Here is a 22,372-nt window from a genome sequence, read left to right on the forward strand (position 1 = left end):
CGCGACGGGAAACTCCCGATACCGGCCGTGGCCGGTCGCGCGGAAGCTATGCGCAAATCCGCATCGAATGCGCGGCAAATTTCCAAGACCCGCGCATATCGGCGACCTATATATCGAGGCAATCGGGGCTCTTCGCGGAGCCTGCCGGGAGATGTTTCCGAGGGTCACGATGCCGACCTCCCCGCCCGATTCCGAGAAGCGGTCGAACCGCCCGCCCGTCGCACGCGCCCGGGCCCGTCCTGGTGCGCGCGGTATCCACTCGCCGGTGTCGAACAAGAGGAACAACATGAAATTCCGTCATTCCCTGCTGTCGGTGTCCATCGCCTCCGCGCTTGCCCTCCTCTCGCAACAGGCCGCGCAGGCGGCCGACACAACCGACGTGAAGGTCGGCTTCGCCGCGCCGCTCACCGGCGTGAACGCCGGCTACGGCAAGGATCTGCAAAACGGTGTCCAGCTCGCGCTCGACGATGCGGTCGCGCAGAAGGTGCAGATCGCCGGCAAGCCCGCCCGCTTCAATCTCGTCGTGCAGGACGACCAGGCCGATCCGCGCATCGGCGTGCAGGCCGCGCAGGCGCTGGTCGACCAGAACGTGTCGGTCGTGGTCGGCCACTTCAATTCGGGGACGACGATCCCGGCGTCGGTGGTCTACGACAAGGCCGGCATTCCGGTCATCGACCCGGCCGCGACCAACCCGACGCTCACGTCGCGCGGGCTCGCGAACATGTTCATGGTGATCGCGACCGACGGCCAGAATGCGGGCAACGCGGGCAAGTACGCGGTCGAGGTGACGAAGGCGAAGCGCATTGCGATCATCGACGACCGCACCGCGTTCGGCCAGGGCGAGGCCGACGAATTCGAGAAGGCCGTGAAGGCCGCGGGCGGCAACCTCATCGGCCGCGAGTTCACCAACAACCAGGCGGTCGATTTCCGCGCGCAGGTCACGAGCCTGAAGGCCAAGAATCCCGACCTGATCTTCTTCGGCGGCCTCGATTCGCTCGCCGCGAACTTCATCAAGCAGATGCGCCAGCTCGGGCTGAATGCGCAGTTCGTCGGCGGCGGCGGCGTGAAGGACAACGAGTTCATCAAGATCGCGGGCCCGGCCGCCGAAGGCGCGATGGCATGGGAATACGGCCGTCCGCTCGACGAGTTGCCGCAGGGCAAGGATTTCGAGGCACGCTTCAAGAAGCGCTTCGGCGTCGACGTGCTCTCGTATGCGCAGTTCGGCTATGACGCGGCGTGGGCGGCGATCAAGGCGATGCAGGCGGCCAACTCGACCGACCCGAAGGCCTATCGCCCGGCGCTCAAGAAAATCGACTTCGAAGGCGTGACCGGCCGCATCTCGTTCGCGAACGACGGCTCGCTGAAGAGCGGGATGTCGACGCTGTACCAGGTGAAGAACGGCGCGTGGAAGACGATCGTGACGAAGGGAGGCTGATCGGAGACGGAGGCGGCCGGCGGCGGAAACGCCGCCTCGCCGCTGAGACCGGCGGGGCCCGCACCGATCTCGTATGACGACTGATGTTGAAGCGATTCGAGGCAGGCCCGCCGCCGCGCGGACCCCACGCCCCGGCCAGCGGTCAGCCGGCCTCGGCCTCCGCCGCCTCGTGCGCGCGGCGCAGCCGCTCGCGGCTGTTCGTAAGGTGCGTGCGCATCGCGGCGCGGGCCGCTTCCGGGTCGTGGCGCGCGATCGCCTCGTAGATGTCCTCGTGCTCGTGGTTCAGCCGGCCCACGTAACGCTCCAGGTCGTCGCCGGCAAAACGCGCCGAGTTCACGCGCGTGCGCGGGATGATCGACGTGCCGAGCTGCGTCATGATGTCGACGAAATAGCGGTTGCCGGTGGATTGCGCGATCTGCAGGTGGAACTGGAAGTCGAGCTGCGCGGTGTCGCGGCCGCCGCCCGCGCCCGTCGCGATCGCGTCGAGCGCGCGCCGCAGCGCGGCGAGATCGGCATCGTTCGCGCGCTGCGCGGCCAGGCTCGCGCACTCGCTTTCGAGGCTGATGCGCAGCTCCAGCACCGCGAGCACGTCGCGCAGCGTCGTGATCGTCGCGGGATCGATGCCGAGCGTCTGGCGGCGCGACGGCTCCAGCACGAAGCTGCCGATGCCATGGCGCGTCTCGACGAGGCCGCTCGCCTGCATCCGCGAGATCGCCTCGCGCACGACCGTGCGGCTCACGCCCTGCGCCGCCATGACTTCGGTTTCGGTCGGCAGCTTGTCGCCGGGACGCAGCGTGCCGTTTTCGATCTGCGCGGTCAGCGCGTCGACGACATCTTGTGCGAGGCTGCGTGCGCGACGGCGCGGCGCTGCGGGAAGCGTAGGCACGGACATGTGGCCGGTTCCTTTTTGAATGATCGTAATGTGAGCCGAGGGTTTACGCGGGGTTTGAGCGAAAGCCGATGATTCATTATACTGCGTCACAAGTCATCCGACGACTGATGATCGGCGCACGGATCTCCTGTCGACTCAGGTCGGCCGTTCAGCACCGCCCCGGTCCCGTGCGTGACAATCGGGCCGCGTTCGCGTTTCGCGCGCCGCCGGCCCGGTTGCCGCTTTCACCCCGTTTCGGGTTGCGTCGACATGCGGGCCTTGCGCGCCGCGCACATCGGTTGTCGAATGATCGCACCTCCCGCCGCGCGCGGCAAAGCTTTTGCCGCACGGCATCGCCCACTCTCTCGCCATCGCCGCCCATGAACGCCGTCACTGCCTCGCCCTCCCCCGACACGCCGCGCATCGTCGACCTGCAAGCGATTCCGGTCGCCGGCCACGACAGCATGCTGCTCAACCTGAGCGGCGCGCACGGCCCGTTCTTCACCCGCAACCTCGTGATCCTGAAGGACAGCGCGGGTCGCACGGGCGTCGGCGAAGTGCCGGGCGGCGAAAGCATCCGCCGCACGCTCGACGACGCGCGCGCGCTCGTCGTCGGCCAGCCGGTCGGCAACTATCACGCGGTGCTCAACGACGTGCGGCGCACCTTCGCCGACCGCGACGCGAGCGGCCGCGGGCTGCAGACCTTCGACCTGCGCACGACGATCCACGCGGTCACCGCGCTCGAGGCCGCGCTGCTCGACCTGCTCGGTCAGCATCTCGGCGTGCCGGTCGCCGCGCTGCTCGGCGAAGGCCAGCAGCGCGAGCGTGTCGAGATGCTCGGCTACCTGTTCTACATCGGCGATCGCACGAAGACGGCGCTGCCCTATCGCGACGGCCGCGGCGCGACCGACGACTGGACGCGCGTGCGCGACGAAGCCGCGCTGACGCCCGAAGCCGTCGTGCGGCTCGCCGAAGCCGCGCATGCGCGCTACGGCTTCAACGACTTCAAGCTGAAGGGCGGCGTATTCGAAGGGGCAAGCGAGATCGAGGCCGTGACGGCGCTCGCCGAGCGCTTCCCCGACGCGCGCGTGACGCTCGATCCGAACGGCGCGTGGTCGCTCGACGAGGCCGTGCGGCTGTGCCGCGACCAGCACCACGTGCTCGCGTACGCGGAAGATCCCTGCGGCGCGGAGAACGGTTACTCGGGCCGCGAGGTGATGGCCGAATTCCGCCGCGCGACGGGGCTGCCGACGGCGACCAACATGATCGCGACCGACTGGCGGCAGATGGGCCATGCGGTGCAGCTGCACGCCGTCGACATCCCGCTCGCCGATCCGCACTTCTGGACGATGCAGGGCTCGGTGCGGGTCGCGCAGATGTGCCGCGACTGGGGCCTCACGTGGGGTTCGCATTCGAACAACCACTTCGACGTGTCGCTCGCGATGTTCACGCACGTCGCGGCCGCGGCGCCGGGCCAGGTCACCGCGATCGATACGCACTGGATCTGGCAGGACGGCGAACGGCTGACGCGCGAGCCGCTGAAGATCGAGAACGGGCTGGTGGACGTGCCGAAGCGGCCGGGGCTCGGCATCGACATCGACATGGATGCGGTCGCGCTCGCGCACGAGCTGTACAAGCAGCACGGCCTCGGCGCCCGCGACGACGCGGCGGCGATGCAGTATCTGATTCCGGGCTGGACGTTCAACAACAAGCGCCCGTGCCTCGTGCGCTGAGCACGGACCGACCGGGCGGCAACGTCGCCCGGTCACGCCCGGGCGGCCGCCTCTAGCCGGGGATCACTGACCGGGCGTCCCTAACCGGGCGTCCCTAACCGGGCGTCCCTAGCCAGCCGCACCTAGCCGGCCGCACCGATCCCCCGCGCCATCCCCGACGCGGCGAACACGATGACGATCACCAGCACCGCCTGCCAGTGGCCGATCCGCACATAGGTGCGCGCACGGTCGATATCGGGCATCTGCTGCCGCCGCGCGGCGACACGCCAGCGGATCAACCCCAGCATCGGCACGACCTCGAGCAGCAGGATCAGCACGAGCGCGGTCATCTTCAGGTGAAAGAGCGGTTCGTGCAGGTAGTACGCGGTCCCTTTTTCGAAACCGCCGAACGCACGCGCGAGGCCCGTCGCGATCAGGACGAGCGCGGACAGCCCCCAGAGCGCATCCGCCTTGAACACGCCGGGCAAATCGGCCGCCTGCGCCGACGCGACGAGCCGGCGCAACGCGCGGTTACGCGCCGCGATCGCGGCAAACGCGACGCCGAACGCACTCAGGTGGATGGCAGCCAGCAACCAACGGACGATCATCGCGCCTCCTTGTCGCCCGCGTCCGTGCGCGGGCCGTGTCAGACGATTTGCTTGAGCGCCGCGTCGAGCGCGAGCACCGCGACGCGGTCGCCTTCGGTCGCGAGCGGCGTGCGCATCACGATCTGCCGGTTGTGGCCGACAGCCGCCGGCGAATCCCACAGCAGCTCCACCTTCGGTCGATTGAACAGGCTGCCGCGACGCGGCGGCACGACCGCCGGCTGCGCGCCTTGCTCGCCCTGTTCGCCCGCGGCGGGCGCCGCGCGGCCGGGCCAGCGCACCGACAGTTCGCGCGCGTCGTACTGGCCGACCTTGCGGCTTTCCATCCAGACGATCGCGGTGCGCGTCAGCATGTCGAGCGAGATCGCATACCGGCCGACCGCGAAGCGGCGCGCGGCCACGTTGGTCCGCCACAGCGGCCGCGGCCGGCAGATCCACACGATCGCCGCGTACAGCGCCGGCGCGGCGACGAGCCAGCCGTTGGTGGCCGTCACCGCGTGCAGCGCGCGGCGCCAGCCGGCCGCCCACGTGAAGGCGCCGATCGACCACACCGCGAACAGGAAACCGATCAGCGCGAACACGCGCAGCGCCTGGCGCAGCCACTGCGGCAGCGGATGGAACGGCCGCTCGGCCCGTGCGGCGGCACCCGGCAGCGCGAGCAGCAGGAAGATCAGGATGAGGTAGATGAATGCCCACGGCGACGACACCATCGCCGACAGCGACGAGCGATAGCCCATCTGGGACATCGAGAACAGCCAGCGCGCGAGCAGCACGAGACCGATCGCGCGCAACGCGAAGATCACACCGGCGCCGGGGGCCGGCGCTGCGCGCGTGGTTTTCGTTCTCGCCAAGACTGCTCTCCTCTGGATATTCGTACCGGGCCGGATTTCACGGCACGGCCATTATAGGGACATTACCGTCTGGACAGACGGCCGGATGGCGTGCCGGGCCGCTTCGAAGGCGGTTCGCGCCGCCGGGCGCGGCGAGAATACAACACATCCGCGCCGCGGATGTGACGACGCCCCGCCGGAAGACCCGGACGGGGCGTCGTACGGTCGCGCGCCGCCATGCGGCGGCGGCCCGCAATCAGCTCGCGTTGACTTCGCGGAGCACCGTGCGGCGCTTCTGGCGCAGCAGTTCCTCGTAGCCCTTCACGTAGTTCTGCGCCATCACCTTCGACGAGAAACGGGCTTCGAACGCGGCGCGAACCTTCTCGCGCGGCAGCGTATCGAGGCGCTTGAGCGCGGCGACGGCCGACAGTTCGTCTTCGACGACGAAGCCCGACACGCCGTTGTCGATCACTTCCGGCACCGAGCCGCGCTTGAACGCGATCACCGGCGTGCCGCAAGCCATTGCCTCGATCATCACCAGGCCGAACGGCTCCGGCCAGTCGATCGGGAACAGCAGCGCGTGCGCGTTGCCGAGGAATTCGGTCTTTTCGGCTTCGCTGATTTCACCGATGTACTCGACGTGCGGCAGCGCGAACAGCGGCTTGATCTTCTCTTCGTAGTACGCGCGGTCGGCCTTGTCGAGCTTCGCGGCGATCTTGATCGGCAGGCCGGCCTGCTCGGCGATGCGGATCGCGGTGTCGACGCGCTTTTCCGGCGAGATGCGGCCGAGGAACGCGAGGTAGCTCGGCTTCACGTTCGGGATCGGCGTCAGCAGGTTTTCCGGCAGGCCGTGATACACGGTCGACAGCCAGTTCGCCTGCGGCAGCGGGATGCGCTGGTTGTCGGAGATCGACACGACCGGCACGTCGCTGAATGCGTTGAAGATCGGCTGCAGCTCCGGCAGGTCGAGACGGCCGTGCATCGTCGTCAGATGCGGGACCGGCTGGCGCGAGAACAGCGAGAACGGGTAGTAGTCGATGTGGCAGTGCAGGACATCGAACTCTTCCGCGCGGCGGCGCACCTGCTCGAGGAGCAGCATGTGCGGGGCCATCACGTCGCGGATGGTCGGGTCGAGGCGCAGCGCCTGCGGCCAGCACGCTTCGAGCTTCGCGGAGGTCTGCGAATCGCCGCTCGCGAAGAGCGTGACGTCATGCCCCATCTCGACGAGTGCTTCGGTGAGGTAGGACACCACTCGCTCGGTACCGCCGTACAGTTTCGGGGGCACCGCTTCATGCAACGGAGCGATTTGGGCGATTCGCATGCGTAACTCCTAAAAAATCGGCAAAAAACCAGGTATGGGTCGGCAACCTGCCGGGGGCCGGGATGCATGTCGTCCGAAAGTCGGACGAATCAGCCTGCCGGGGCGTCGAACCCGCGCTGCTCAAGGAGCGTCGTCGACGCGACAGGCATAGAACGTTTGAAACGAAGACCCGTTGACAGGGGTTCGTAAAAAACCTGGAATCGAACCCGGAGCCGATTATCTAGGGTTAATCCCGATACGGCGCACGACATTTCAAACTCTTTACTTTGTTACAAAGGCGCAACACTTTGCAACCCGCGGACTCGGGCGTCCGTTCTAGAGTGGAAGGCCGTTTTGGCGATCCTCGTTAACCCGCAGCTGCCGGCAGCGTGATTCCGGCACACGCGGCAGGACGGGATGCCGGATTTTATCTCAAAATCGAACGCGAGCCCCTGGCCAAGGCAAGATTCGCGCAGCGCGACGCGCGGCCTTGTTTACAATGCCGGATTATTCAGTCCGAGCGCGCCGGCCTGCGATCCAGCCGCCACGCTCAATCACCGAATCACCGCACGCATATTTTGGAATCTCTCACCCCTGCCCAGCGCAACGCCCACAACGCGAAGCTGTCGAGCTACGCGCATCGGCCGATCGCGTTCCTGTTCCGCTACATCCGCCTGCACCCGGTCGCGCACCTGGTGGTGCTCTGCAGCGTGCTGGCCGCCGTCGGCTGCGCGCTCGGCTCCCAATATGCGATCAAGCACCTGATCGACGTGCTGGCGACCGGGCGGCATCATCCCGGCCCGCTGTGGAGCGCGTTCGCGCTGCTCGTCGGCCTGATCGCGGCCGACAACCTGCTGTGGCGCGTCGGCGGCTGGGTCGCCGCGCACACGTTCGTCGCGGTCACCGGCGACCTGCGGCGCGACCTGTTCCAGTACCTGATCGGCCATTCGCCGACGTATTACTCGGAGAAGCAGCCGGGCACGCTCGCCAGCCGCATCACGGCCACGTCGAACGCGGTCTACACGTCGGAGAACACGATGGCGTGGAACGTGCTGCCGCCGTGCATCGCGGTGATGGGCGCGATCCTGATGATCATCGTCGTCAATCCGCTGATGGCGGCCGGCCTGCTCGGCTGTTCGGCCGTGCTTTCCGTCATCCTGTTCAAGCTGGCCGGTCGCGGCTCGGCACGCCATCACGCATTCGCGGCGAAGGCCGCGGCGGTCGACGGCGAGCTCGTCGACGTGATCGGCAACATGGGCCTCGTGCGCGCATTCGGGATGACGCTGCGCGAACAGAAGCGCTTCAGCGCGACGGTGAAGGCGGAGATGGATGCGCGCCAGCAAAGCCTGCTCTATCTCGAAAAGCTGCGCCTGCTGCACGCGGTGATCACCGCGATGCTGTCCGCCGGCCTGCTCGGCTGGGCGCTGTGGCTGTGGGACCAGGGCCGCGCGACGTCGGGCGACATCGTGCTCGTCAGCTCGCTCGGCTTCACGATCCTGCACGGCACGCGCGACCTCGCGGTCGCGCTCGTCGACGTCACGCAGCACGTCGCACGCCTGTCCGAAGCGGTGAAGACGCTGCTCGAACCGCACGGGATGCCGGACCGTTCCGACGCGCAGCCGCTGTCGGCCACGGGCGGCCGCGTCGACTTCGAGCGCGTGACGTTCGCGTACCCGCACCGCCGCCCGATCCTCGACCATTTCGACCTCCATATCGAGCCGGGCCAGCGCGTCGGCCTGATCGGCAAGTCGGGCGCCGGCAAGTCGACCGTGCTGGCGCTCCTGCAGCGCTTCTACGACACGCAGGACGGTGTCGTGAAGATCGACGGCCAGGACGTGAAGGGCATCACGCAGGACAGCCTGCGCCATGCGATCGCGCTGGTGCCGCAGGACATCTCGCTGCTGCACCGGACGATCTACGACAACATCGCGTACGGCCGCCCCGACGCGACCCGCGAGGAAGTGCTCGCCGCGGCGCGCGACGCGCGCTGCGCGGAATTCATCGAGGCGATGCCGGAAGGCTATGACACGATCGTCGGCGACCGCGGCGTCAAGCTGTCGGGCGGCCAGCGCCAGCGCATCGCGATCGCGCGCGCGATCCTGAAGGATGCGCCGATCCTGCTGCTCGACGAAGCGACGTCGGCGCTCGACAGCGCGTCCGAGGAAGCGATCCAGAGCGCGCTCGACCGCCTGATGGTCGGCCGCACGGTGATCGCGATCGCGCACCGCCTGTCGACGCTGCGCAACTTCGACCGCATCATCGTGATGAGCAACGGCAAGGTGATCGACGACGGCCCGCCCGACGTGCTGCGCAACCGTCCCGGCCTGTACCGCGACCTGCTCGCGAAGCAGCACGGCCGCCATCACGCGGCGCCCGTCGACGGCAACACGCCCACCGGCGAACGCGTGGCCTGACGCGCCGGCATACCGCCGACGAAAAAGCCGCCTTGCTTGCGCACGGCGGCTTTTTCAATTGCAGCGGGGGCAATCCGGTCAGACCTGCTGCAGATCGCGCAGGAAATTGTCCCGCCACACCGACACGTTGTTCTCGCGAAGCTGCGCGATCATGTCCGCGTAGCGTGCGCGCCGCTCGGCGAGCGGCATCGTCAACGCCTGCGACAGCGCATCGGCCATCCCGTCGATATCGATCGGATTGACGATCAGCGCGCCGGTAAGCTCGCGTGCGGCGCCCGCGAAGCGCGACAGCACCAGCACGCCCGGATCGTCCGGATTCTGCGCGGACACGTACTCCTTCGCGACGAGGTTCATCCCGTCGCGCAGCGGCGTCACGAAGCCCACGCGCGCGAGCCGGTACAGCGCGGCCAGCAGCTGGCGGTCGTACTGGCGGTGAATGTAGAGGATCGGCGCCCAGTCGAGTTCCGCGTAGCGCCCGTTGATGCGCCCCGATTCCGCCTCGAGTTGCAGGCGGATGTCCTGGTATGCGCGCAGGTCCGCGCGCGTCGACGGCGCGATCTGCAGGAACGACACGCGGTTGCGAATCGACGCCTGGTGCTCGAGCAGCTTCTCGAAGGCCCGGAAGCGCTCGACGAGCCCCTTCGAATAATCGAGCCGGTCGACGCTCATGATCAGTTGCCGCCCGCGTAGCGACGTCGCGAGCGTACGCACCGCCTTGCCGTTTTCGCCCGCCTGCGCGAGCGACGCGATCTCGTCCGGATACACGCCGATCGGATAGGCGGCCGCGCGCAGCGTCTGGCCGAACGCATGCACGCTTACCGTATTCCCGTCGCGCTCGACGTCGCCGCCCGCCTCGAACTCGACGTAGTCGCAGAACGCGCGCAGGTCGGGCTCGGTCTGGAAGCCGAGCAGATCGAACGCGCACAGCGACTCGACGAGCTCGCGGTGCGGCGGCACGTTGACGAGCACCTGCGCGGCCGGAAACGGGATGTGCAGGAAGAAGCCGATGCGGTTCTTCACGCCGGCGTCGCGCAGCGCGCGCGCGAACGGAATCAGATGATAGTCGTGCACCCAGATCACGTCGTCGTCCTGCAGCAGCGGCACGAGCTGCTGCGCGAGCCACACGTTGACGCGGCGGTAGCCGTCGAATTCGTGGCGATCGTACTGGATCAGGTCCGCGCGGTAATGGAACGCGGGCCACAGCGTCGCGTTCGAGAAACCGCGGTAATACTGGTCGTAATCGCGGCGCGACAGCCCGACGGTCGCGAACGTCACGGGCCCGCGCTCCTCGATGCGGATCTGCGGCTGCGGCGCGCCGGACGCGACCACGTCGCCGCTCCAGCCGAACCACATGCCGCCGGTTTCCTTCAGCGCGTCGTAGACGCCGATCGCAAGGCCGCCCGCCGCCGGTTCGCCTTCCGAGATCGGCGCGACGCGGTTTGAAACGATGATGAGCCGGCTCATGCGTGAGGCTGCCCCGCGCCGAGCCAGCGTGCGATCTGCTCATGCAGGGCGTCGACCGAATCGAGCCGCATGCGCGCGGACGTCTCGCCCGCGCCGACCTTGATCGACAGGCCGCCGCGCGCATTGACCACCGCGAAGCCCTTCTCGTCGGTCAGGTCGTCGCCCGCGAACAGCGGCACGCGGCCAGCAAACGGCGGCTCGTCGAGGAACGCGGCCAGCGCGCGGCCCTTGTCGACGCCCTTCGGCTTGATCTCGAACACCATCTTGCCCGGTTGCAGCACGTACGCATCCGCATAGTCGGCGACGAGGCGCTCGGCCGCCTCGCGCGCCACCGCCTCGCGCTCGGGCGCATTGCGAAAGTGCAGCGCGACGGCCGCGCCCTTGATTTCGAGCAGCATGCCCGGATGGCGGTCGACCACGTCGGCAAGCTCGCGCTCGATGCGCAGCAGGCGTTCGTCGTTGAAGCCGATGCGCTGCGTGTCGCCGTTCGCGTCGCGGCGCTCCGCGCCGTGCAGGCCGGCGATCGGCAGGTCGGGCATCTTCAGGAACGTGTCGAGGTTGTCGATGCCGCGCCCGGACACGATCGCGACCGCGCCGTGCGAGCGGCGCGACAATTCGTCGAGCAGCGTCAGCAGCGACGGCGGAACGCGAATGCTGTCGGGCGTCGGCGCCAGCTCGACGAGCGTGCCGTCGAAGTCGAAGAAGAACGCGGTATCGGTCAGGGACAGGGAAGCCGGAACGGATTGCATCGATTCGATAGTCTGAGGGCGGCCGGCACACGCCGGCCGCCGCTGCGCGAATGGAGTTGTGCGCATCTTACCGCGCCTGCGCCCCCAGATGGGCGAAACCGGGGCAGCGCGAACCTCGCGCCGCCCCACCGCGTCAACTGCGACATATTGCCCCGCTGGCCGGCACCGTACCGGTTTCAAAAGGACGCAGGCGCGCGAATTGCGCTACAGTCGCAACCGCCTGCCGCGCGACGCATGGCATCGCGCCGGCCGGTCACCCATTTCGCCCGATCGAGCCCAGGATGCCGTCTCGCCTCTCCCGCCTCATCCGCAGGTCCGCGGCCCTCGCCGCCGCCGTGGCGCTCGCCGCGTGCACGCGCGACGAGCCGCGCTGGAACCTGACCAACGTCACCGGCCACCTGCCCGACCTGTCGTTCAGGCTGACGGGCGGCGACGGCCGTCCCGTCGACGCCGATGCGTTCCGCGGCCGGGTCGCGCTCGTCTACTTCGGCTACACGCACTGCCCCGATGTCTGCCCCGAAACCTTGGCGCGGCTGATGGACGTGCTCGCGAAGCTCGGCCCCCGGGCGGACAACGTGCGCATCCTGTTCGTATCGGTCGATCCCGCGCGCGATACGCCGCAGGCGATGCAGTCCTATGTCGCCGCGTTCGACCCCGCGCATGCGCGCGGGCTGACCGGCACCGACGGCCAGATCGAGTCGCTCGCCAAGCGCTATCGCGTCGCGTACCAGATGGAAAAACGCGATCCGTCCGGCGGCTACGAAGTCACGCACAGCTCGGCCGTCTACATCTTCGACGCGACCGGCCGCGCACGCCTGCTCGCGACCGATCGCGATTCGCCCGACGCCATCGCCGCCGATGTGCGCCGGATCATCGACACCGCCTCCACGACCTGAACCGCGCCATGAACACGAAAACGACACTCAAGACGCTCGCCCTCCTCGCCGCGCTGTGCGCCGGCGCCCACGCATATGCCTCCGGCGCGATCAGCGCGCAGAACGCGTGGGTGCGCTGGCTGCCGAACAAGCTGCCCGCCGGCGGCTACGTGACGCTCGTGAACACCGGCGACAAGCCGATCGACCTCGTCGACGTCGACAGCCCCGACTACGGGATGGCGATGCTGCACCAGACGGTATCGAACGGCTCGACGCAGAAGATGGAAATGGTCGACAAGCTGACCATCCCCGCGCGCGGCAAGGTCGACATCGCGCCGGGCGGCTATCACTTCATGCTCGAGGAGCCAAAGCACGCGATCAAACCGGGCGACACCGTGCACCTGCGCCTGAAATTCTCCGACGGCGAAACGGTCGATGCGCCGTTCGCCGTGAAATCGCCGGCCAAGGCGAAGTGATGCGCGCGCGATGAACCTCCTGTACTGGCTCGATCCGTGGGAACCGTCGCCGACCGTGGTCATCGCGGTGCTCACGGCCGCCGTGCTGTTCGCGCGCGGCGTGAAGAAGGCGAAGGTGTCGCCGCTGCGGCAGTTCTCGTTCTGGTTCGGGCTGACGGCGCTCTACATCGCGCTGCATACGCGGCTCGACTATTTCTTCGAGCACGAATTCTTCCTGCACCGCGCGCAGCACCTCGTGCTGCATCACCTCGGGCCGTTCTTCATCGCGCTGTCCTATCCGGGCGCGGCGATCCGGGCGGGCATTCCGTTCCGCTGGCGGCAGCGCTTCGTGCGTCCCGCGCTTGCGTGGGCGCCGGTACGGGCGACGCTCGACGTGGTGTTCCATCCGGTCGTCGCGGTCGTGCTGTTCGTCGGGCTGATCTATTTCTGGCTGCTGTCGCCGATCCACTTCATCGCGATGCTCGACTGGCGCCTGTATCGCGTGATGAACTGGAGCATGGTGATCGACGGGCTGCTGTTCTGGTGGCTCGTCGTCGATCCGCGTCCCGCGCCGCCCGCGCGGCTGTCGCCGGGCCGCCGGATCCTGATCGTCGTCGCTGCGATCCCGCCGCAGATCGCGCTCGGCGCGCTGATCTTCTTCACGCCGCACGAGCTGTATCCGATCTACTCGATCTGCGGCCGCGCGTTCACGTGGCTGAGCCCGATGCGCGACCAGCAGATCGGCGGCCTGCTGCTGTGGATTCCCGGCTCGATGATGAGCGTGATCGGCGCGCTGATCGCGCTGCGGCACTGGCTGCGGCTGTCCGCGCGCGGGCGCCTGATCGGCGAACGGGCCGCGCAGCCTGCGGACGAGCCGCCGGTCGCACGCGCCGCGCACTGACCGCCGCGGCGCGCGTCACGCGCGCGCGCTGCTCATCCACACGTGCGGAATGCCGTCCTCGTCGTGCACGTCCGAACTCGGCGTGAAGCCGAATGCCCCGTAGAAACGCTGCAAGTGGGCCTGCGCATGCAGGCTCACCGGCGTTTCCGGCCACTGCGCACGGATATGCTCGAGCGCGCGCGACAGCAGCCCGTTGCCGAGGCCCGCGCCGCGAAACGCGGCGGTCGTCAGCACGCGGCCGATGCGCACGTCGGTATGCTGCGCGTCGGGCAGCAGCACGCGCAGATAACCGGCCAGGCGGCCGGCCGGATCGAAGGCCGCCAGATGCCACGCGGCCTGATCCGCATCGTCGATGTCGCGATACACGCAGTTCTGTTCGACGACGAAGACGGCGCTGCGCGCTTCGAGGATCGAATAGATTTCGCGCGCCGTCAGCGCGTCGAAGGGTTTCCAGCGCCAGTCGAGATCGGCGGTGCTCGGAAGTGCGGCGGGTGCGGATGCGTTCATGTGGGGTCCTGATTCGGGCGCGCCGGCCGGCGCGCGGCAACCGTCGATTATGCCCCGAAGCGCGTATCCCGCGCGACTGCCTGCCCGCACGCGAAAAAAAGCCCCGCATCGCGCGGGGCCTGCTCGTCATGCCGGCATCCGACCGAAGCGGCCGTTGTTGAAGTCCTCGATCGCGGTGCGAATCTCCGCTTGCGAGTTCATCACGAACGGGCCGTAACCGACGACCGGCTCGTCGATCGGCTCGCCGCTCAGGATCAGCAGCTTCGCGTCGCCGTTCGCCTCGATCTCGACGTCTCGGCCGTCGCGGCCGAGTTGCACGAACTGCGCTTCGCGCGCCACCGTCTCGCCGTTCACCTGCACGGTGCCGCTCAGCACGACTACCGCGAGCGTCCGCCCTTCGGCGATCGGGAACCGCGCGTGGCCGCCTGCCACGAGCCGCACGTCCCACACGTCGATCGGCGTGTGCGTGCGGGCCGGGCCGCGCCGCCCGTCGAGTTCGCCAGCGATGATCCGCGCCCGCCCGGCGCCTTCCGGCAGCTCGACCACCGGGATATCGGCGTTCAGCAGCGTCTGGTAGCCCGGCGCGCCCATCTTGTCCGCGGCGGGCAGGTTCACCCACAGCTGCACCATCTCGAGCGGGCCGCCCCGCTTCGTGAACGCCTCCGAGTGGAATTCCTCGTGCAGAATCCCGCTCGCGGCCGTCATCCACTGCACGTCGCCCGGGCCGATCGTGCCGCCCGCGCCGGTCGAGTCGCGGTGCGCGACTTCGCCGTCGTAGACGATCGTCACCGTTTCGAAGCCGCGGTGCGGGTGCTGGCCGACCCCGCGCGGCGCCGAAGCCGGCTCGAAGTTCGCGGGCCCGGCGTAGTCGAGCAGCAGGAACGGGCTCAGATGCGCGCCGTGAGACTGATAGCTGAACATCGAACGCACCGGGAAACCGTCGCCGACCCAATGGCCGCGCGGCGCACTGTAGACACCCTGGATCTTCTTCATTGCCCTTCTCCATATTGCGGCGAAACCCGTGTTTCGCATCTTTGAATAACAATATAGAGATGGAACGATCCATCCGGTAGACTGCCGAAATCGCACTCAGCGTTCCATTTCATGAACGATAAAGCGCGGGATCTCAACGATCTCTACTACTTCGTGCAGGTCGTCGAACACGGCGGCTTCGCGCCGGCCGGACGCGCGCTGGACATGCCGAAATCGAAGCTGAGCCGCCGAATCGCGCTGCTCGAGGCGCGGCTCGGGATGCGGCTGATCCAGCGTTCGACGCGCCGCTTCACGGTCACCGACGTCGGCCAGACCTATTACGCGCATTGCCGCGCGATGCTCGTCGAGGCCGACGCCGCCGACGAGGCGATCGCGCTGCTGCACGAGGAGCCGCGCGGCATCGTGCGCGTCAGTTGCCCGATCGTGCTGCTCGATTCGCTGGTCGGCACGATGATCGCCGCATTCATGGCCGCCTGCCCGCGCGTCGAGATCCATCTCGAAGCGACCAACCGGCGCGTCGACGTGGTCGGCGAAGGGATCGACGTCGCGATCCGCGTGCGTCCGCCGCCGCTCGAGGACAGCGATCTCGCGCTGCGCGTGCTCGCCGAGCGCGGCCAGTGTCTCGTCGCGAGCCCCGCGCTGCTACGCGAGCACGGCGTGCCGGCCGTTCCCGCCGATCTCGCGCGCCTGCCGAGCCTCGATCACGGCGTGCCGCAGTCCACGCACGTGTGGCGGCTGCGCGGGCCCGACGGCGCGCAGGCGGAAATCCATCACCAGCCGCGCCTGGTGACGGGCGGCATGCTCGCGCTGCGCGCGGCGGCCGTCGCAGGCGTCGGCATCGTGCAGCTGCCGACGATGATGGTGCGCGACGAAGTCGCACGCGGCGAACTGACGACCGTCCTGCCCGACTGGGCGCCGCGCCGCGAGATCGTGCACGCGGTGTTCGCATCGCGTCGCGGGCTGCTGCCCGCGGTCCGGGCGCTGCTCGACTTTCTGGCGGAGCGGTTCGCCGCGCTCGAACCCGACTGAGCGTGCCGCCTCCCACCCCATCGTGCGCTGCAGACCGCCCGCGCGTGCCGTAGACTGCGGTACGCGCAGTGCGCCGTCAGTGCGCCTTTTGACAACCCCTATCGCTTTCCCGCCATGTTCACGCTGTCCAACGACCCCACCGCCTCCAAGGCCGATCAATACGCGACGCTCGTCGAGCAGGCCCGCGCGCTCGTCGAATCCGAACGCGACCTGACCGCCAATGCGGCGAATTTCTCCGCGCTTGTCTATCACTCGCTCGATCGCCTGAACTGGGCCGGCTTCTACTTCTTCGACGGCACCGAGCTCGTGGTCGGGCCGTTCCAGGGCAAGCCCGCGTGCGTGCGGATCGCCCTCGGCAAGGGCGTGTGCGGCACGGCCGCGCAAACCCGCGAGACGCAGGTCGTGCGCGACGTGCACGACTTCCCCGGCCATATCGCGTGCGATGCGGCGTCGGAATCGGAAATCGTCGTGCCGCTGGTGGCGGGCGACGGCACGCTGATCGGCGTATGGGATGTCGATAGCCCGGTCGCCGCGCGCTTCGACGACGAAGACCGCAAAGGAATGGAAGCGCTGTGCCGCGCGTTCGTCGAACACGCGTGGCGGAAGGCGCGCGGTTGACCGTCGCTGCGCGGCGGCGCCGGCCGCCGCGAACGACACGGGCCCCGCGAAGGGGCCCGTTTCATTGCAACGCCGCGCCGCCGGATGCGGCGCGCTGGCCGCATCAGGCCGCGTCAGGCTGCGTGCGCGCCGGAAGACGCGGCGAACGCCTGCGGCGTCGCATCCTCGGTCAGCACCTCGAAGCCCGTTTCCGTCACCACGACCATGTGCTCCCACTGCGCGGACAGCGAATGGTCCTTCGTGACGACCGTCCAGCCGTCGGCCAGCACGCGCGTATCGCGCTTGCCCGCGTTGAGCATCGGCTCGATCGTGAAGATCATCCCCGGCCGCAGCGGTACGCCGGTGCCCGGGCGGCCGTAGTGCAGCACCTGCGGCTCGTCGTGATAGACGTCGCCGATGCCGTGCCCGCAATACTCGCGCACCACGCTGAACCCTTCGCGATGCGCGACCTGCTGGATCGCGTAGCCGACGTCGCCGAGCGTCGCGCCCGGACGCACCGCGCGGATGCCGGCATGCATCGCCTCGTAGGTCGCCGCGACGAGCCGCCGCGCGAGTTCGTTCGGTTCGCCGACGAAATACATGCGGCTCGTGTCGCCGAACCAGCCGTCCTTGATCACCGCGATGTCGAGGTTCACGATGTCGCCGTCGCGCATCGGCCGCGACGTCGGAATGCCATGACAGACCACGTGGTTGACCGACGTGCACAGCGTCTTCGGATAGCCGTGGTAGCCGATGTTCGCGGGAATCGCACCCAGCTCGTCGACGATGTACTCGCGACAGCGCGCGTCCAGCTCGTCGGTGGTGACGCCCGGCTTCACATGCTCGGCGATCATCGTCAGCACCTGCGACGCGAGCTTCGCGGCTTCGCGCGATTTCGCGATTTCCGCAGCGCCGCGGATCGGGATTTCTCGCTTCGCCATTACGCCACCTGCTCGATGTGATGCGCGACCGGTTCCGCCGCCCTCGCGTCGCCGCCCCGCGCCTCGGCTTCGATCAACATCTTGCAGATGTCGCCGTAGGACAGCGCCGGGTTGAGTTCCGCCAGCATCCCGACGCGCAGCCAGTGTTCGGCCTGCGCGTTGATCGACCGGCTCAGCGCCGTGCTCGTCGAGCGCAGCCGTTCATGCATGTGCTCGGAAATCTTGATGATGCCCATATATCCCCAATTAAACGAAACGTAGCTGTTTCGTATATTACGCCGCACGCGACGCCCGGGCAAGCCATTCGACTCCCGCCTCGCTCGACGAGCCGCGGCGAATGCCGTTGACATCGAATTCCAGTTTGCTGGAAAATCAATCCATCATGAAAGAATCTGCGATCACCGCAGCCGACGATACCGGCATCAACGAACGCATTGCCCGGCGCGTGCGCGATCTGCGCACCGTTCGAGGCTACACGCTCGACGCGCTCGCCGCGCGCTCCGGCGTCAGCCGTTCGATGATCTCGCTCATCGAACGCGCATCGGCCAGCCCGACCGCCGTCGTGCTCGACAAGCTCGCGGCCGGCCTCGGCGTATCGCTGGCCGGGCTGTTCGGCGGCGACCGGAACGATGCGCCCGCCCAGCCGCTCGCACGGCGCGCGCAGCAGGTCGAATGGCGCGATCCGGCGTCCGGCTATGTGCGGCGCAACCTGTCGCCGGCCGGCTGGCCGTCGCCGCTCCAGCTCGTCGAGGTCGATTTCCCGCCCGGCGCGCGCGTCGCGTACGACAGCGGCGGGCGCGAAAGCGCGCTGCATCAGCAGGTGTGGATCATCAGCGGCCGCGTCGACGTCACGTTCGGCGACACGCTCCACGAACTTCACGAAGGCGACTGTCTGGCCATGCGGCTCGACCAGCCGCTGATCTTCAGCAATCCGTCGTCGCATGCCGCGCGCTATGTCGTCGCGATCTGCGATGCATCCGCCGCCGTGCGGAGCGCGTGATGCGTGCATCGCGTGCGCAAGCGGTTTAAAGCCAACAGGAAGGAACCCGCATGAATTCCCCGACACCGCGCGACGACGTGCGCCTGATCGATTGCAGCGAGGCCGAACACGCAGCGGCCATCCTCGAGATCCTGAACGACGCGATCCTGAACTCGACCGCGCTGTACGACTACCGGCCGCGCCCGCCGGAAGCGATGGTCGCGTGGTTCGCGACGAAGCGCGCGGGCGGCTTTCCGGTCATCGGCGCCGTCGACGCGGCGGGCACGCTGCTCGGCTTCGCGAGCTGGGGCACGTTCCGCGCATTTCCGGCGTTCAAGTACACGGTCGAACACAGCGTCTACGTGCGCCAGGACCAGCGCGGTCGCGGGCTCGGCGAACTGCTGCTGCGCGAAGTGGTCCGGCGTGCACGCGAAGCGCAGGTGCACGTGCTGGTGGGCTGCATCGACGCGGCCAATGCCGGCAGCATCGCACTGCATACGAAGCTGGGGTTCGTGCACGCAGGCACGATCGCGGAAGCGGGATTCAAGTTCGGCCGCTGGCTCGATGCGGCGTTCTATCAGTTGAAGCTCGAGACGCCGGCACAGCCGGTGGACGGGTGATCTCGCCTCGCGTGGCGGCCGTCGCACCCACCGCGACGCGGCAAAGGAAGTGCCCCGCGGGACTTTTCTCGTCCGTAAATGACAAGTCTTCGCGGAGTCACCGACGGCCCGAAACGAAAATAACTTCGACAATCCTCCGCGGGTGGGCCACCGTCAAACCGACGACTGAAAGCTGGAAACCTTGTTCCGACCGGTTGCCTTCGCGTAATACAACGCCTCGTCGGCCGCCTTGATGATCGCTCCAGGCTCGCCGTCCTGATCCGGCACCCAACTCGCCAACCCGATACTGGCGGTCACGCGCCCGTATTCGCTTCCCGCGTGCTCGAGCGCCAGTTCGTTGATCGCCGCGCGTATTCGTTCAGCAGTCTGGGCTGCCCCCGTCTCTGGTGTGTCAGGCAGCAGCACGACGAATTCCTCTCCGCCGTAGCGAGCCGCTGTATCGATCGGTCGGCGAATGTTGTCGCCGATGCAGCGCGCGACTGCAGCCAGCGCATCGTCGCCCGCCTGGTGACCATAGGTATCGTTGTAGGCCTTGAAACGATCGACATCGACGAACAGCAACGAGAAAACGGAATGGGCTCGCCGCGCACGGCGCCACTCCCGGTCCAGAACCTCGCCAAAGGTGCGGCGATTGTTGAGGCCGGTGAGCCCGTCGGTGCGAGCCAGCAGTTCGAGCTCGGATTCGGCGCGCATCCGACGCCGCAGCTGCGCGCTGAGAAATACGGATAGCGCAATGAAGGCTGCGCCGAATGTCGCGACGAGTAGACCGATCGTCGTGGCGCGGCGGCGCCACGCGGCATAAATGTCCTGCTCCGCCTCTGCGACCATGATGATCAGTGGCAGACTCGGAAAATTCTTGAAGTAGTAGAGACGGCGCACGCCGTCGATCGACGACGTTTCCGAGAACGAGCCATCGGGTGCGCGCCGGAAGCGCTGAAACGTTGCGGCCTTGCCGAGATCGCGGCCGATAGTCCGGACGTCGTACGGCTGCCGCATGATCATGATGCCGTCCTTGCCGATCAGCGATATCGAGCCATGTTGTCCCAATGACAATCCGGCGAACAGCTTGTGGAAATATTCGAGGTTGATCGCGATCAGCGCGATACCGGCAAACGAGCCATCCGGATTCGATATGCGCCGCGACAGCGCAATGCTGAGCATGCCGGCGCGCAAGCGCGACGCGAATGGGTCGCTGACATAGAGCCCCACGTTCGGGTTGTCGCGATGGACGGTGAAGTACTTGCGATCGGCAAAATTGCCCTTGCGCGGCACGTCGTTGGCCGAATCCAGAATGATGTTTCCGTCGGCATCGAGCACCAGTTGGGATCCGATGAATTGCGCCGTCATTGCATGATCGAACAACACGCCCCGCCGCAGCGCGGGCGCCGCTGCCATCACGTCGGGACGTTGCAGACCATGGATCAGCGCCTGCAAGGACAGATCGTAGAGTTCGAAGTTGCGCTCGATGTCGCGCTCGGCCATCAGGCCGAGATTGCGCGAGGTTTCGCTGGCCCGCTCCAGTGCGTCATGGCGGCTTTGGAACAGTTGCAGCACGCACAGGCCCATCAGCGCGCATGCGATCACGACACCGACTGCCACAACGAAATAAGGGGCTGCCGTCCGGGGTTGCATGAATCTCCTCGCTGCTCATTGTGCACGCCCGCACCGGGCGTGAGTGCGCATACAGGATCGGCTCGACGCATTGACGGGTGCAGCGCCAAACTGACCGAAAACCGGAAACGGCTAGAGTCTATCGAACGTGAAGCGCCGACAAAACAGTACCGGTGGCCCGCTCTTCCGAGATTATTAAATAATATGAGGAAACCATGTTCCCGACAGAATATGTGAGGCCCGCCACGGTCAGCCGGCCCGTGCGGCGACACATGCCGATCAGCGCATCATTGCACCACGCTTCCACCCTCGTGCAGTTTCGCTTCGCTGTATTTGCGGTGATCAGTTATGTCGGGACTAGCACCCGCAGGCGGGCGCCCATGCTCGGCGCACAAAAAGAAAAAGCCCTGATTTCTCAGGGCTTTTTCTTTTCTTACTTGGAGGCGCGAGCCGGAGTCGAACCGGCCTAAACGGCTTTGCAGGCCGTGGCGAAACTTGCAAATTCAATGATCTACGTTGATTAGCCACTCAAATTAGCCACTTTGCGAATGATCGGCGCAGCCCCCTAGAATGGGACGTCTACTACCGGCGAGTACTCCAGATCAACCCAATGGACGATTTGGGAAGCGCACACCGCCAACAGATCTGTTTCAGCAAGGCACCCGGCCACCGCCCATCATGCACCATCGCTGCGTCTCCTGTTGCGGAGGCGCATACGGTAGTCCGGTCCTCGGGTCGATGTGGTCATACTGCCCCGTGGGGTGTCGAGCCCTCCACGCGGCTTGGTCGGCATACTGTTGCTCGATCGCGGCTTGCTCTCGTGCCAGATCGGCCTTCTGCGCATCGTCGAGTTTCTTCGTCATGGTCACGAGCCGCGCGAACTTTGGATCGCGAACATCCTGCAGGGGCGGTAACGGTGGCGCAGGCGGCATGATGAGCACAGGGCCGGTGTATTTCGGTATCGGCAACTTGGATGGTCGCCCGAACTTTGCCGCCATATTCATCTCCCACAAAGCAGCGTCCATTCCGAGCACATGTTCGTAGTCGCGATTGACAACCGCCAGCGTGACCGGCCCCGACGGCGTCGGCAATGGCTGCAGGGAAGGTGGAAGCGTCTGTCGAGCCTCGGGATAAATGGTGCGGGCATAAGCGATTGCTGCGGCGGAGTACTGCTGCAGCACTGCCTCGTACGCTTCCAGTATCTGCGCTCGACCATAGCCGCCAGGATTCTCAAACATCGGCTTATATGCCAACACTTTCTGGCTATACAACGCATTTGCATTCCGCTGCTCTGCGGCAGATCGTTGTTGAGGATCCATCGGCGCAGACGCCGATAGGGGCGCACACCCTGAAAACACGCTGGCGACAAGCAATATCCCGACTGTCGCGCGCACAAGCAACGAGCGTTGACGCGACATATCCGCGATCATCTGGTTGACCAAGGCGAGCGGCGACGAGAGTCGTGGGTTTGAAGGTGTAATCTT

At 67.2% G+C, this 22,372-nt stretch carries 23 protein-coding genes; 11 read left to right on the forward strand and 12 right to left on the reverse strand.

Annotation, left to right across the window (positions count from 1 at the left end; genetic code table 11):
* The first annotated feature begins 286 nt into the window (after window positions 1-286).
* Complete coding sequence (locus tag KPB06_RS18940) at window positions 287-1,435, forward strand: branched-chain amino acid ABC transporter substrate-binding protein (RefSeq protein ID WP_104012345.1); 1,149 nt, start codon at window positions 287-289, stop codon at window positions 1,433-1,435.
* Window positions 1,436-1,577: 142 nt separating this feature from the next.
* Here the strand turns inward: KPB06_RS18940 and KPB06_RS18945 are convergent, their stop codons facing one another.
* A complete protein-coding gene (locus KPB06_RS18945) occupies window positions 1,578-2,327 on the reverse strand; it encodes a FadR/GntR family transcriptional regulator (RefSeq protein ID WP_011544971.1) in 750 nt (249 codons plus the stop codon).
* A gap of 359 nt (window positions 2,328-2,686) precedes the next feature.
* Here KPB06_RS18945 and gudD point away from each other — a divergent pair, with 359 nt between their 5' ends.
* The gene (gene gudD / locus KPB06_RS18950) at window positions 2,687-4,039 is read left to right on the forward strand and encodes a glucarate dehydratase (protein ID WP_099316213.1); all 1,353 of its coding nucleotides are present in this window, start codon (window positions 2,687-2,689) and stop codon (window positions 4,037-4,039) included.
* 122 nt (window positions 4,040-4,161) lie between these two features.
* On the opposite strand, the gene KPB06_RS18955 is transcribed toward gudD, so the two are convergent.
* The 3 genes from KPB06_RS18955 to KPB06_RS18965 form a co-directional block, all read right to left on the reverse strand.
* Window positions 4,162-4,626, reverse strand: a complete 465-nt coding sequence (locus KPB06_RS18955; protein ID WP_059638311.1) for a DUF2214 family protein — start codon at window positions 4,624-4,626, stop codon at window positions 4,162-4,164.
* Window positions 4,627-4,664: 38 nt separating this feature from the next.
* On the reverse strand, window positions 4,665-5,474 hold the full coding sequence (locus KPB06_RS18960) for a hypothetical protein (RefSeq protein WP_060965771.1): 810 nt from the start codon (window positions 5,472-5,474) through the stop codon (window positions 4,665-4,667).
* Window positions 5,475-5,709: 235 nt separating this feature from the next.
* The gene (locus KPB06_RS18965) at window positions 5,710-6,774 is read right to left on the reverse strand and encodes a glycosyltransferase family 4 protein (RefSeq protein WP_034186533.1); all 1,065 of its coding nucleotides are present in this window, start codon (window positions 6,772-6,774) and stop codon (window positions 5,710-5,712) included.
* 557 nt (window positions 6,775-7,331) lie between these two features.
* Here KPB06_RS18965 and KPB06_RS18970 point away from each other — a divergent pair.
* On the forward strand, window positions 7,332-9,167 hold the full coding sequence (locus KPB06_RS18970) for an ABC transporter ATP-binding protein (RefSeq protein WP_104012346.1): 1,836 nt from the start codon (window positions 7,332-7,334) through the stop codon (window positions 9,165-9,167).
* Window positions 9,168-9,245: 78 nt separating this feature from the next.
* Here KPB06_RS18970 and otsA read toward each other — a convergent pair whose 3' ends face one another.
* A complete protein-coding gene (gene otsA, locus KPB06_RS18975; protein WP_059573978.1) occupies window positions 9,246-10,631 on the reverse strand; it encodes an alpha,alpha-trehalose-phosphate synthase (UDP-forming) in 1,386 nt (461 codons plus the stop codon).
* On the reverse strand, window positions 10,628-11,380 hold the full coding sequence (gene otsB, locus KPB06_RS18980; protein ID WP_059573979.1) for a trehalose-phosphatase: 753 nt from the start codon (window positions 11,378-11,380) through the stop codon (window positions 10,628-10,630). The genes otsA and otsB overlap by 4 nt, the downstream gene beginning before the upstream one ends.
* A 281-nt stretch (window positions 11,381-11,661) precedes the next feature.
* Here otsB and KPB06_RS18985 point away from each other — a divergent pair, with 281 nt between their 5' ends.
* Genes KPB06_RS18985 through KPB06_RS18995 form a run of 3 tightly spaced genes read left to right on the forward strand, consistent with a single transcriptional unit; the run spans window position 11,662 to window position 13,611 of the window.
* Window positions 11,662-12,276, forward strand: coding sequence for an SCO family protein (locus KPB06_RS18985; RefSeq protein WP_059573980.1), 615 nt, complete (start codon window positions 11,662-11,664; stop codon window positions 12,274-12,276).
* 8 nt (window positions 12,277-12,284) lie between these two features.
* On the forward strand, window positions 12,285-12,731 hold the full coding sequence (locus KPB06_RS18990; protein WP_104012347.1) for a copper chaperone PCu(A)C: 447 nt from the start codon (window positions 12,285-12,287) through the stop codon (window positions 12,729-12,731).
* Window positions 12,732-12,741: 10 nt separating this feature from the next.
* On the forward strand, window positions 12,742-13,611 hold the full coding sequence (locus KPB06_RS18995) for a cytochrome c oxidase assembly protein (RefSeq protein WP_059638305.1): 870 nt from the start codon (window positions 12,742-12,744) through the stop codon (window positions 13,609-13,611).
* A gap of 15 nt (window positions 13,612-13,626) precedes the next feature.
* Here KPB06_RS18995 and KPB06_RS19000 read toward each other — a convergent pair whose 3' ends face one another.
* Window positions 13,627-14,118: a GNAT family N-acetyltransferase gene (locus KPB06_RS19000; RefSeq protein ID WP_104012348.1), complete on the reverse strand. Its 492-nt coding sequence runs from the start codon at window positions 14,116-14,118 to the stop codon at window positions 13,627-13,629.
* 126 nt (window positions 14,119-14,244) lie between these two features.
* Complete coding sequence (locus KPB06_RS19005; RefSeq protein ID WP_059638301.1) at window positions 14,245-15,111, reverse strand: pirin family protein; 867 nt, start codon at window positions 15,109-15,111, stop codon at window positions 14,245-14,247.
* Window positions 15,112-15,222: 111 nt separating this feature from the next.
* Between KPB06_RS19005 and KPB06_RS19010 the strand changes: the two genes are divergently transcribed.
* Together KPB06_RS19010 and KPB06_RS19015 are read left to right on the forward strand one after the other, a co-directional pair.
* Window positions 15,223-16,140: a LysR family transcriptional regulator gene (locus KPB06_RS19010; protein ID WP_059573985.1), complete on the forward strand. Its 918-nt coding sequence runs from the start codon at window positions 15,223-15,225 to the stop codon at window positions 16,138-16,140.
* A 114-nt stretch (window positions 16,141-16,254) separates the two neighbouring features.
* Window positions 16,255-16,758: a GAF domain-containing protein gene (locus KPB06_RS19015; protein ID WP_104012349.1), complete on the forward strand. Its 504-nt coding sequence runs from the start codon at window positions 16,255-16,257 to the stop codon at window positions 16,756-16,758.
* Window positions 16,759-16,871: 113 nt separating this feature from the next.
* Here KPB06_RS19015 and map read toward each other — a convergent pair whose 3' ends face one another.
* Together map and KPB06_RS19025 are read right to left on the reverse strand one after the other, a co-directional pair.
* Window positions 16,872-17,678, reverse strand: coding sequence for a type I methionyl aminopeptidase (gene map, locus KPB06_RS19020; protein WP_104012350.1), 807 nt, complete (start codon window positions 17,676-17,678; stop codon window positions 16,872-16,874).
* Window positions 17,678-17,914, reverse strand: coding sequence for a ParD-like family protein (locus KPB06_RS19025; RefSeq protein WP_059573988.1), 237 nt, complete (start codon window positions 17,912-17,914; stop codon window positions 17,678-17,680). The genes map and KPB06_RS19025 overlap by 1 nt, the downstream gene beginning before the upstream one ends.
* Before the next feature lie 146 nt (window positions 17,915-18,060).
* Here KPB06_RS19025 and KPB06_RS19030 point away from each other — a divergent pair, with 146 nt between their 5' ends.
* Window positions 18,061-18,678: a helix-turn-helix domain-containing protein gene (locus KPB06_RS19030; protein WP_059638293.1), complete on the forward strand. Its 618-nt coding sequence runs from the start codon at window positions 18,061-18,063 to the stop codon at window positions 18,676-18,678.
* A gap of 50 nt (window positions 18,679-18,728) precedes the next feature.
* Window positions 18,729-19,277 carry a GNAT family N-acetyltransferase gene (locus tag KPB06_RS19035; protein ID WP_060313268.1) on the forward strand — a complete coding sequence of 183 codons (549 nt, stop codon included), beginning with the start codon at window positions 18,729-18,731 and terminating at the stop codon, window positions 19,275-19,277.
* A 153-nt stretch (window positions 19,278-19,430) separates the two neighbouring features.
* Here the strand turns inward: KPB06_RS19035 and KPB06_RS19040 are convergent, their stop codons facing one another.
* Window positions 19,431-20,909 (reverse strand): sensor domain-containing diguanylate cyclase, encoded by a 1,479-nt coding sequence (locus KPB06_RS19040; protein WP_099316208.1) that lies wholly within the window; start codon window positions 20,907-20,909, stop codon window positions 19,431-19,433.
* Window positions 20,910-21,103: 194 nt separating this feature from the next.
* On the opposite strand from KPB06_RS19040, the gene KPB06_RS19045 reads away from it, so the two are divergent.
* Complete coding sequence (locus tag KPB06_RS19045) at window positions 21,104-21,358, forward strand: hypothetical protein (protein WP_059573992.1); 255 nt, start codon at window positions 21,104-21,106, stop codon at window positions 21,356-21,358.
* Between the two features lie 180 nt (window positions 21,359-21,538).
* Here KPB06_RS19045 and KPB06_RS19050 read toward each other — a convergent pair whose 3' ends face one another.
* The gene (locus KPB06_RS19050) at window positions 21,539-22,207 is read right to left on the reverse strand and encodes a hypothetical protein (RefSeq protein ID WP_179231716.1); all 669 of its coding nucleotides are present in this window, start codon (window positions 22,205-22,207) and stop codon (window positions 21,539-21,541) included.
* Window positions 22,208-22,372 lie beyond the last annotated feature (165 nt).

The sequence above is a fragment of the Burkholderia semiarida genome (genome assembly GCF_029268935.1).
Taxonomy (GTDB): Bacteria; Pseudomonadota; Gammaproteobacteria; order Burkholderiales; family Burkholderiaceae; genus Burkholderia; species Burkholderia semiarida.

Coding starts and splice junctions, on each gene's coding strand:
- KPB06_RS19030 (WP_059638293.1), top strand. CDS start 18,061: ATGAAAGAATCTGCGATCACCGCAGCCGACGATACCGGCATCAACGAA.
- KPB06_RS19040 (WP_099316208.1), bottom strand. CDS start 20,909: ATGCAACCCCGGACGGCAGCCCCTTATTTCGTTGTGGCAGTCGGTGTC.
- KPB06_RS18985 (WP_059573980.1), top strand. CDS start 11,662: ATGCCGTCTCGCCTCTCCCGCCTCATCCGCAGGTCCGCGGCCCTCGCC.
- KPB06_RS18945 (WP_011544971.1), bottom strand. CDS start 2,327: ATGTCCGTGCCTACGCTTCCCGCAGCGCCGCGCCGTCGCGCACGCAGC.
- KPB06_RS19050 (WP_179231716.1), bottom strand. CDS start 22,207: ATGGATCCTCAACAACGATCTGCCGCAGAGCAGCGGAATGCAAATGCG.
- KPB06_RS18965 (WP_034186533.1), bottom strand. CDS start 6,774: ATGCGAATCGCCCAAATCGCTCCGTTGCATGAAGCGGTGCCCCCGAAA.
- KPB06_RS18955 (WP_059638311.1), bottom strand. CDS start 4,626: ATGATCGTCCGTTGGTTGCTGGCTGCCATCCACCTGAGTGCGTTCGGC.
- KPB06_RS19035 (WP_060313268.1), top strand. CDS start 18,729: ATGAATTCCCCGACACCGCGCGACGACGTGCGCCTGATCGATTGCAGC.
- KPB06_RS19045 (WP_059573992.1), top strand. CDS start 21,104: ATGTTCCCGACAGAATATGTGAGGCCCGCCACGGTCAGCCGGCCCGTG.
- map (WP_104012350.1), bottom strand. CDS start 17,678: ATGGCGAAGCGAGAAATCCCGATCCGCGGCGCTGCGGAAATCGCGAAA.
- gudD (WP_099316213.1), top strand. CDS start 2,687: ATGAACGCCGTCACTGCCTCGCCCTCCCCCGACACGCCGCGCATCGTC.
- KPB06_RS18940 (WP_104012345.1), top strand. CDS start 287: ATGAAATTCCGTCATTCCCTGCTGTCGGTGTCCATCGCCTCCGCGCTT.
- KPB06_RS18990 (WP_104012347.1), top strand. CDS start 12,285: ATGAACACGAAAACGACACTCAAGACGCTCGCCCTCCTCGCCGCGCTG.
- otsA (WP_059573978.1), bottom strand. CDS start 10,631: ATGAGCCGGCTCATCATCGTTTCAAACCGCGTCGCGCCGATCTCGGAA.
- KPB06_RS19010 (WP_059573985.1), top strand. CDS start 15,223: ATGAACGATAAAGCGCGGGATCTCAACGATCTCTACTACTTCGTGCAG.
- KPB06_RS18995 (WP_059638305.1), top strand. CDS start 12,742: ATGAACCTCCTGTACTGGCTCGATCCGTGGGAACCGTCGCCGACCGTG.
- KPB06_RS19005 (WP_059638301.1), bottom strand. CDS start 15,111: ATGAAGAAGATCCAGGGTGTCTACAGTGCGCCGCGCGGCCATTGGGTC.
- otsB (WP_059573979.1), bottom strand. CDS start 11,380: ATGCAATCCGTTCCGGCTTCCCTGTCCCTGACCGATACCGCGTTCTTC.
- KPB06_RS19015 (WP_104012349.1), top strand. CDS start 16,255: ATGTTCACGCTGTCCAACGACCCCACCGCCTCCAAGGCCGATCAATAC.
- KPB06_RS19000 (WP_104012348.1), bottom strand. CDS start 14,118: ATGAACGCATCCGCACCCGCCGCACTTCCGAGCACCGCCGATCTCGAC.
- KPB06_RS19025 (WP_059573988.1), bottom strand. CDS start 17,914: ATGGGCATCATCAAGATTTCCGAGCACATGCATGAACGGCTGCGCTCG.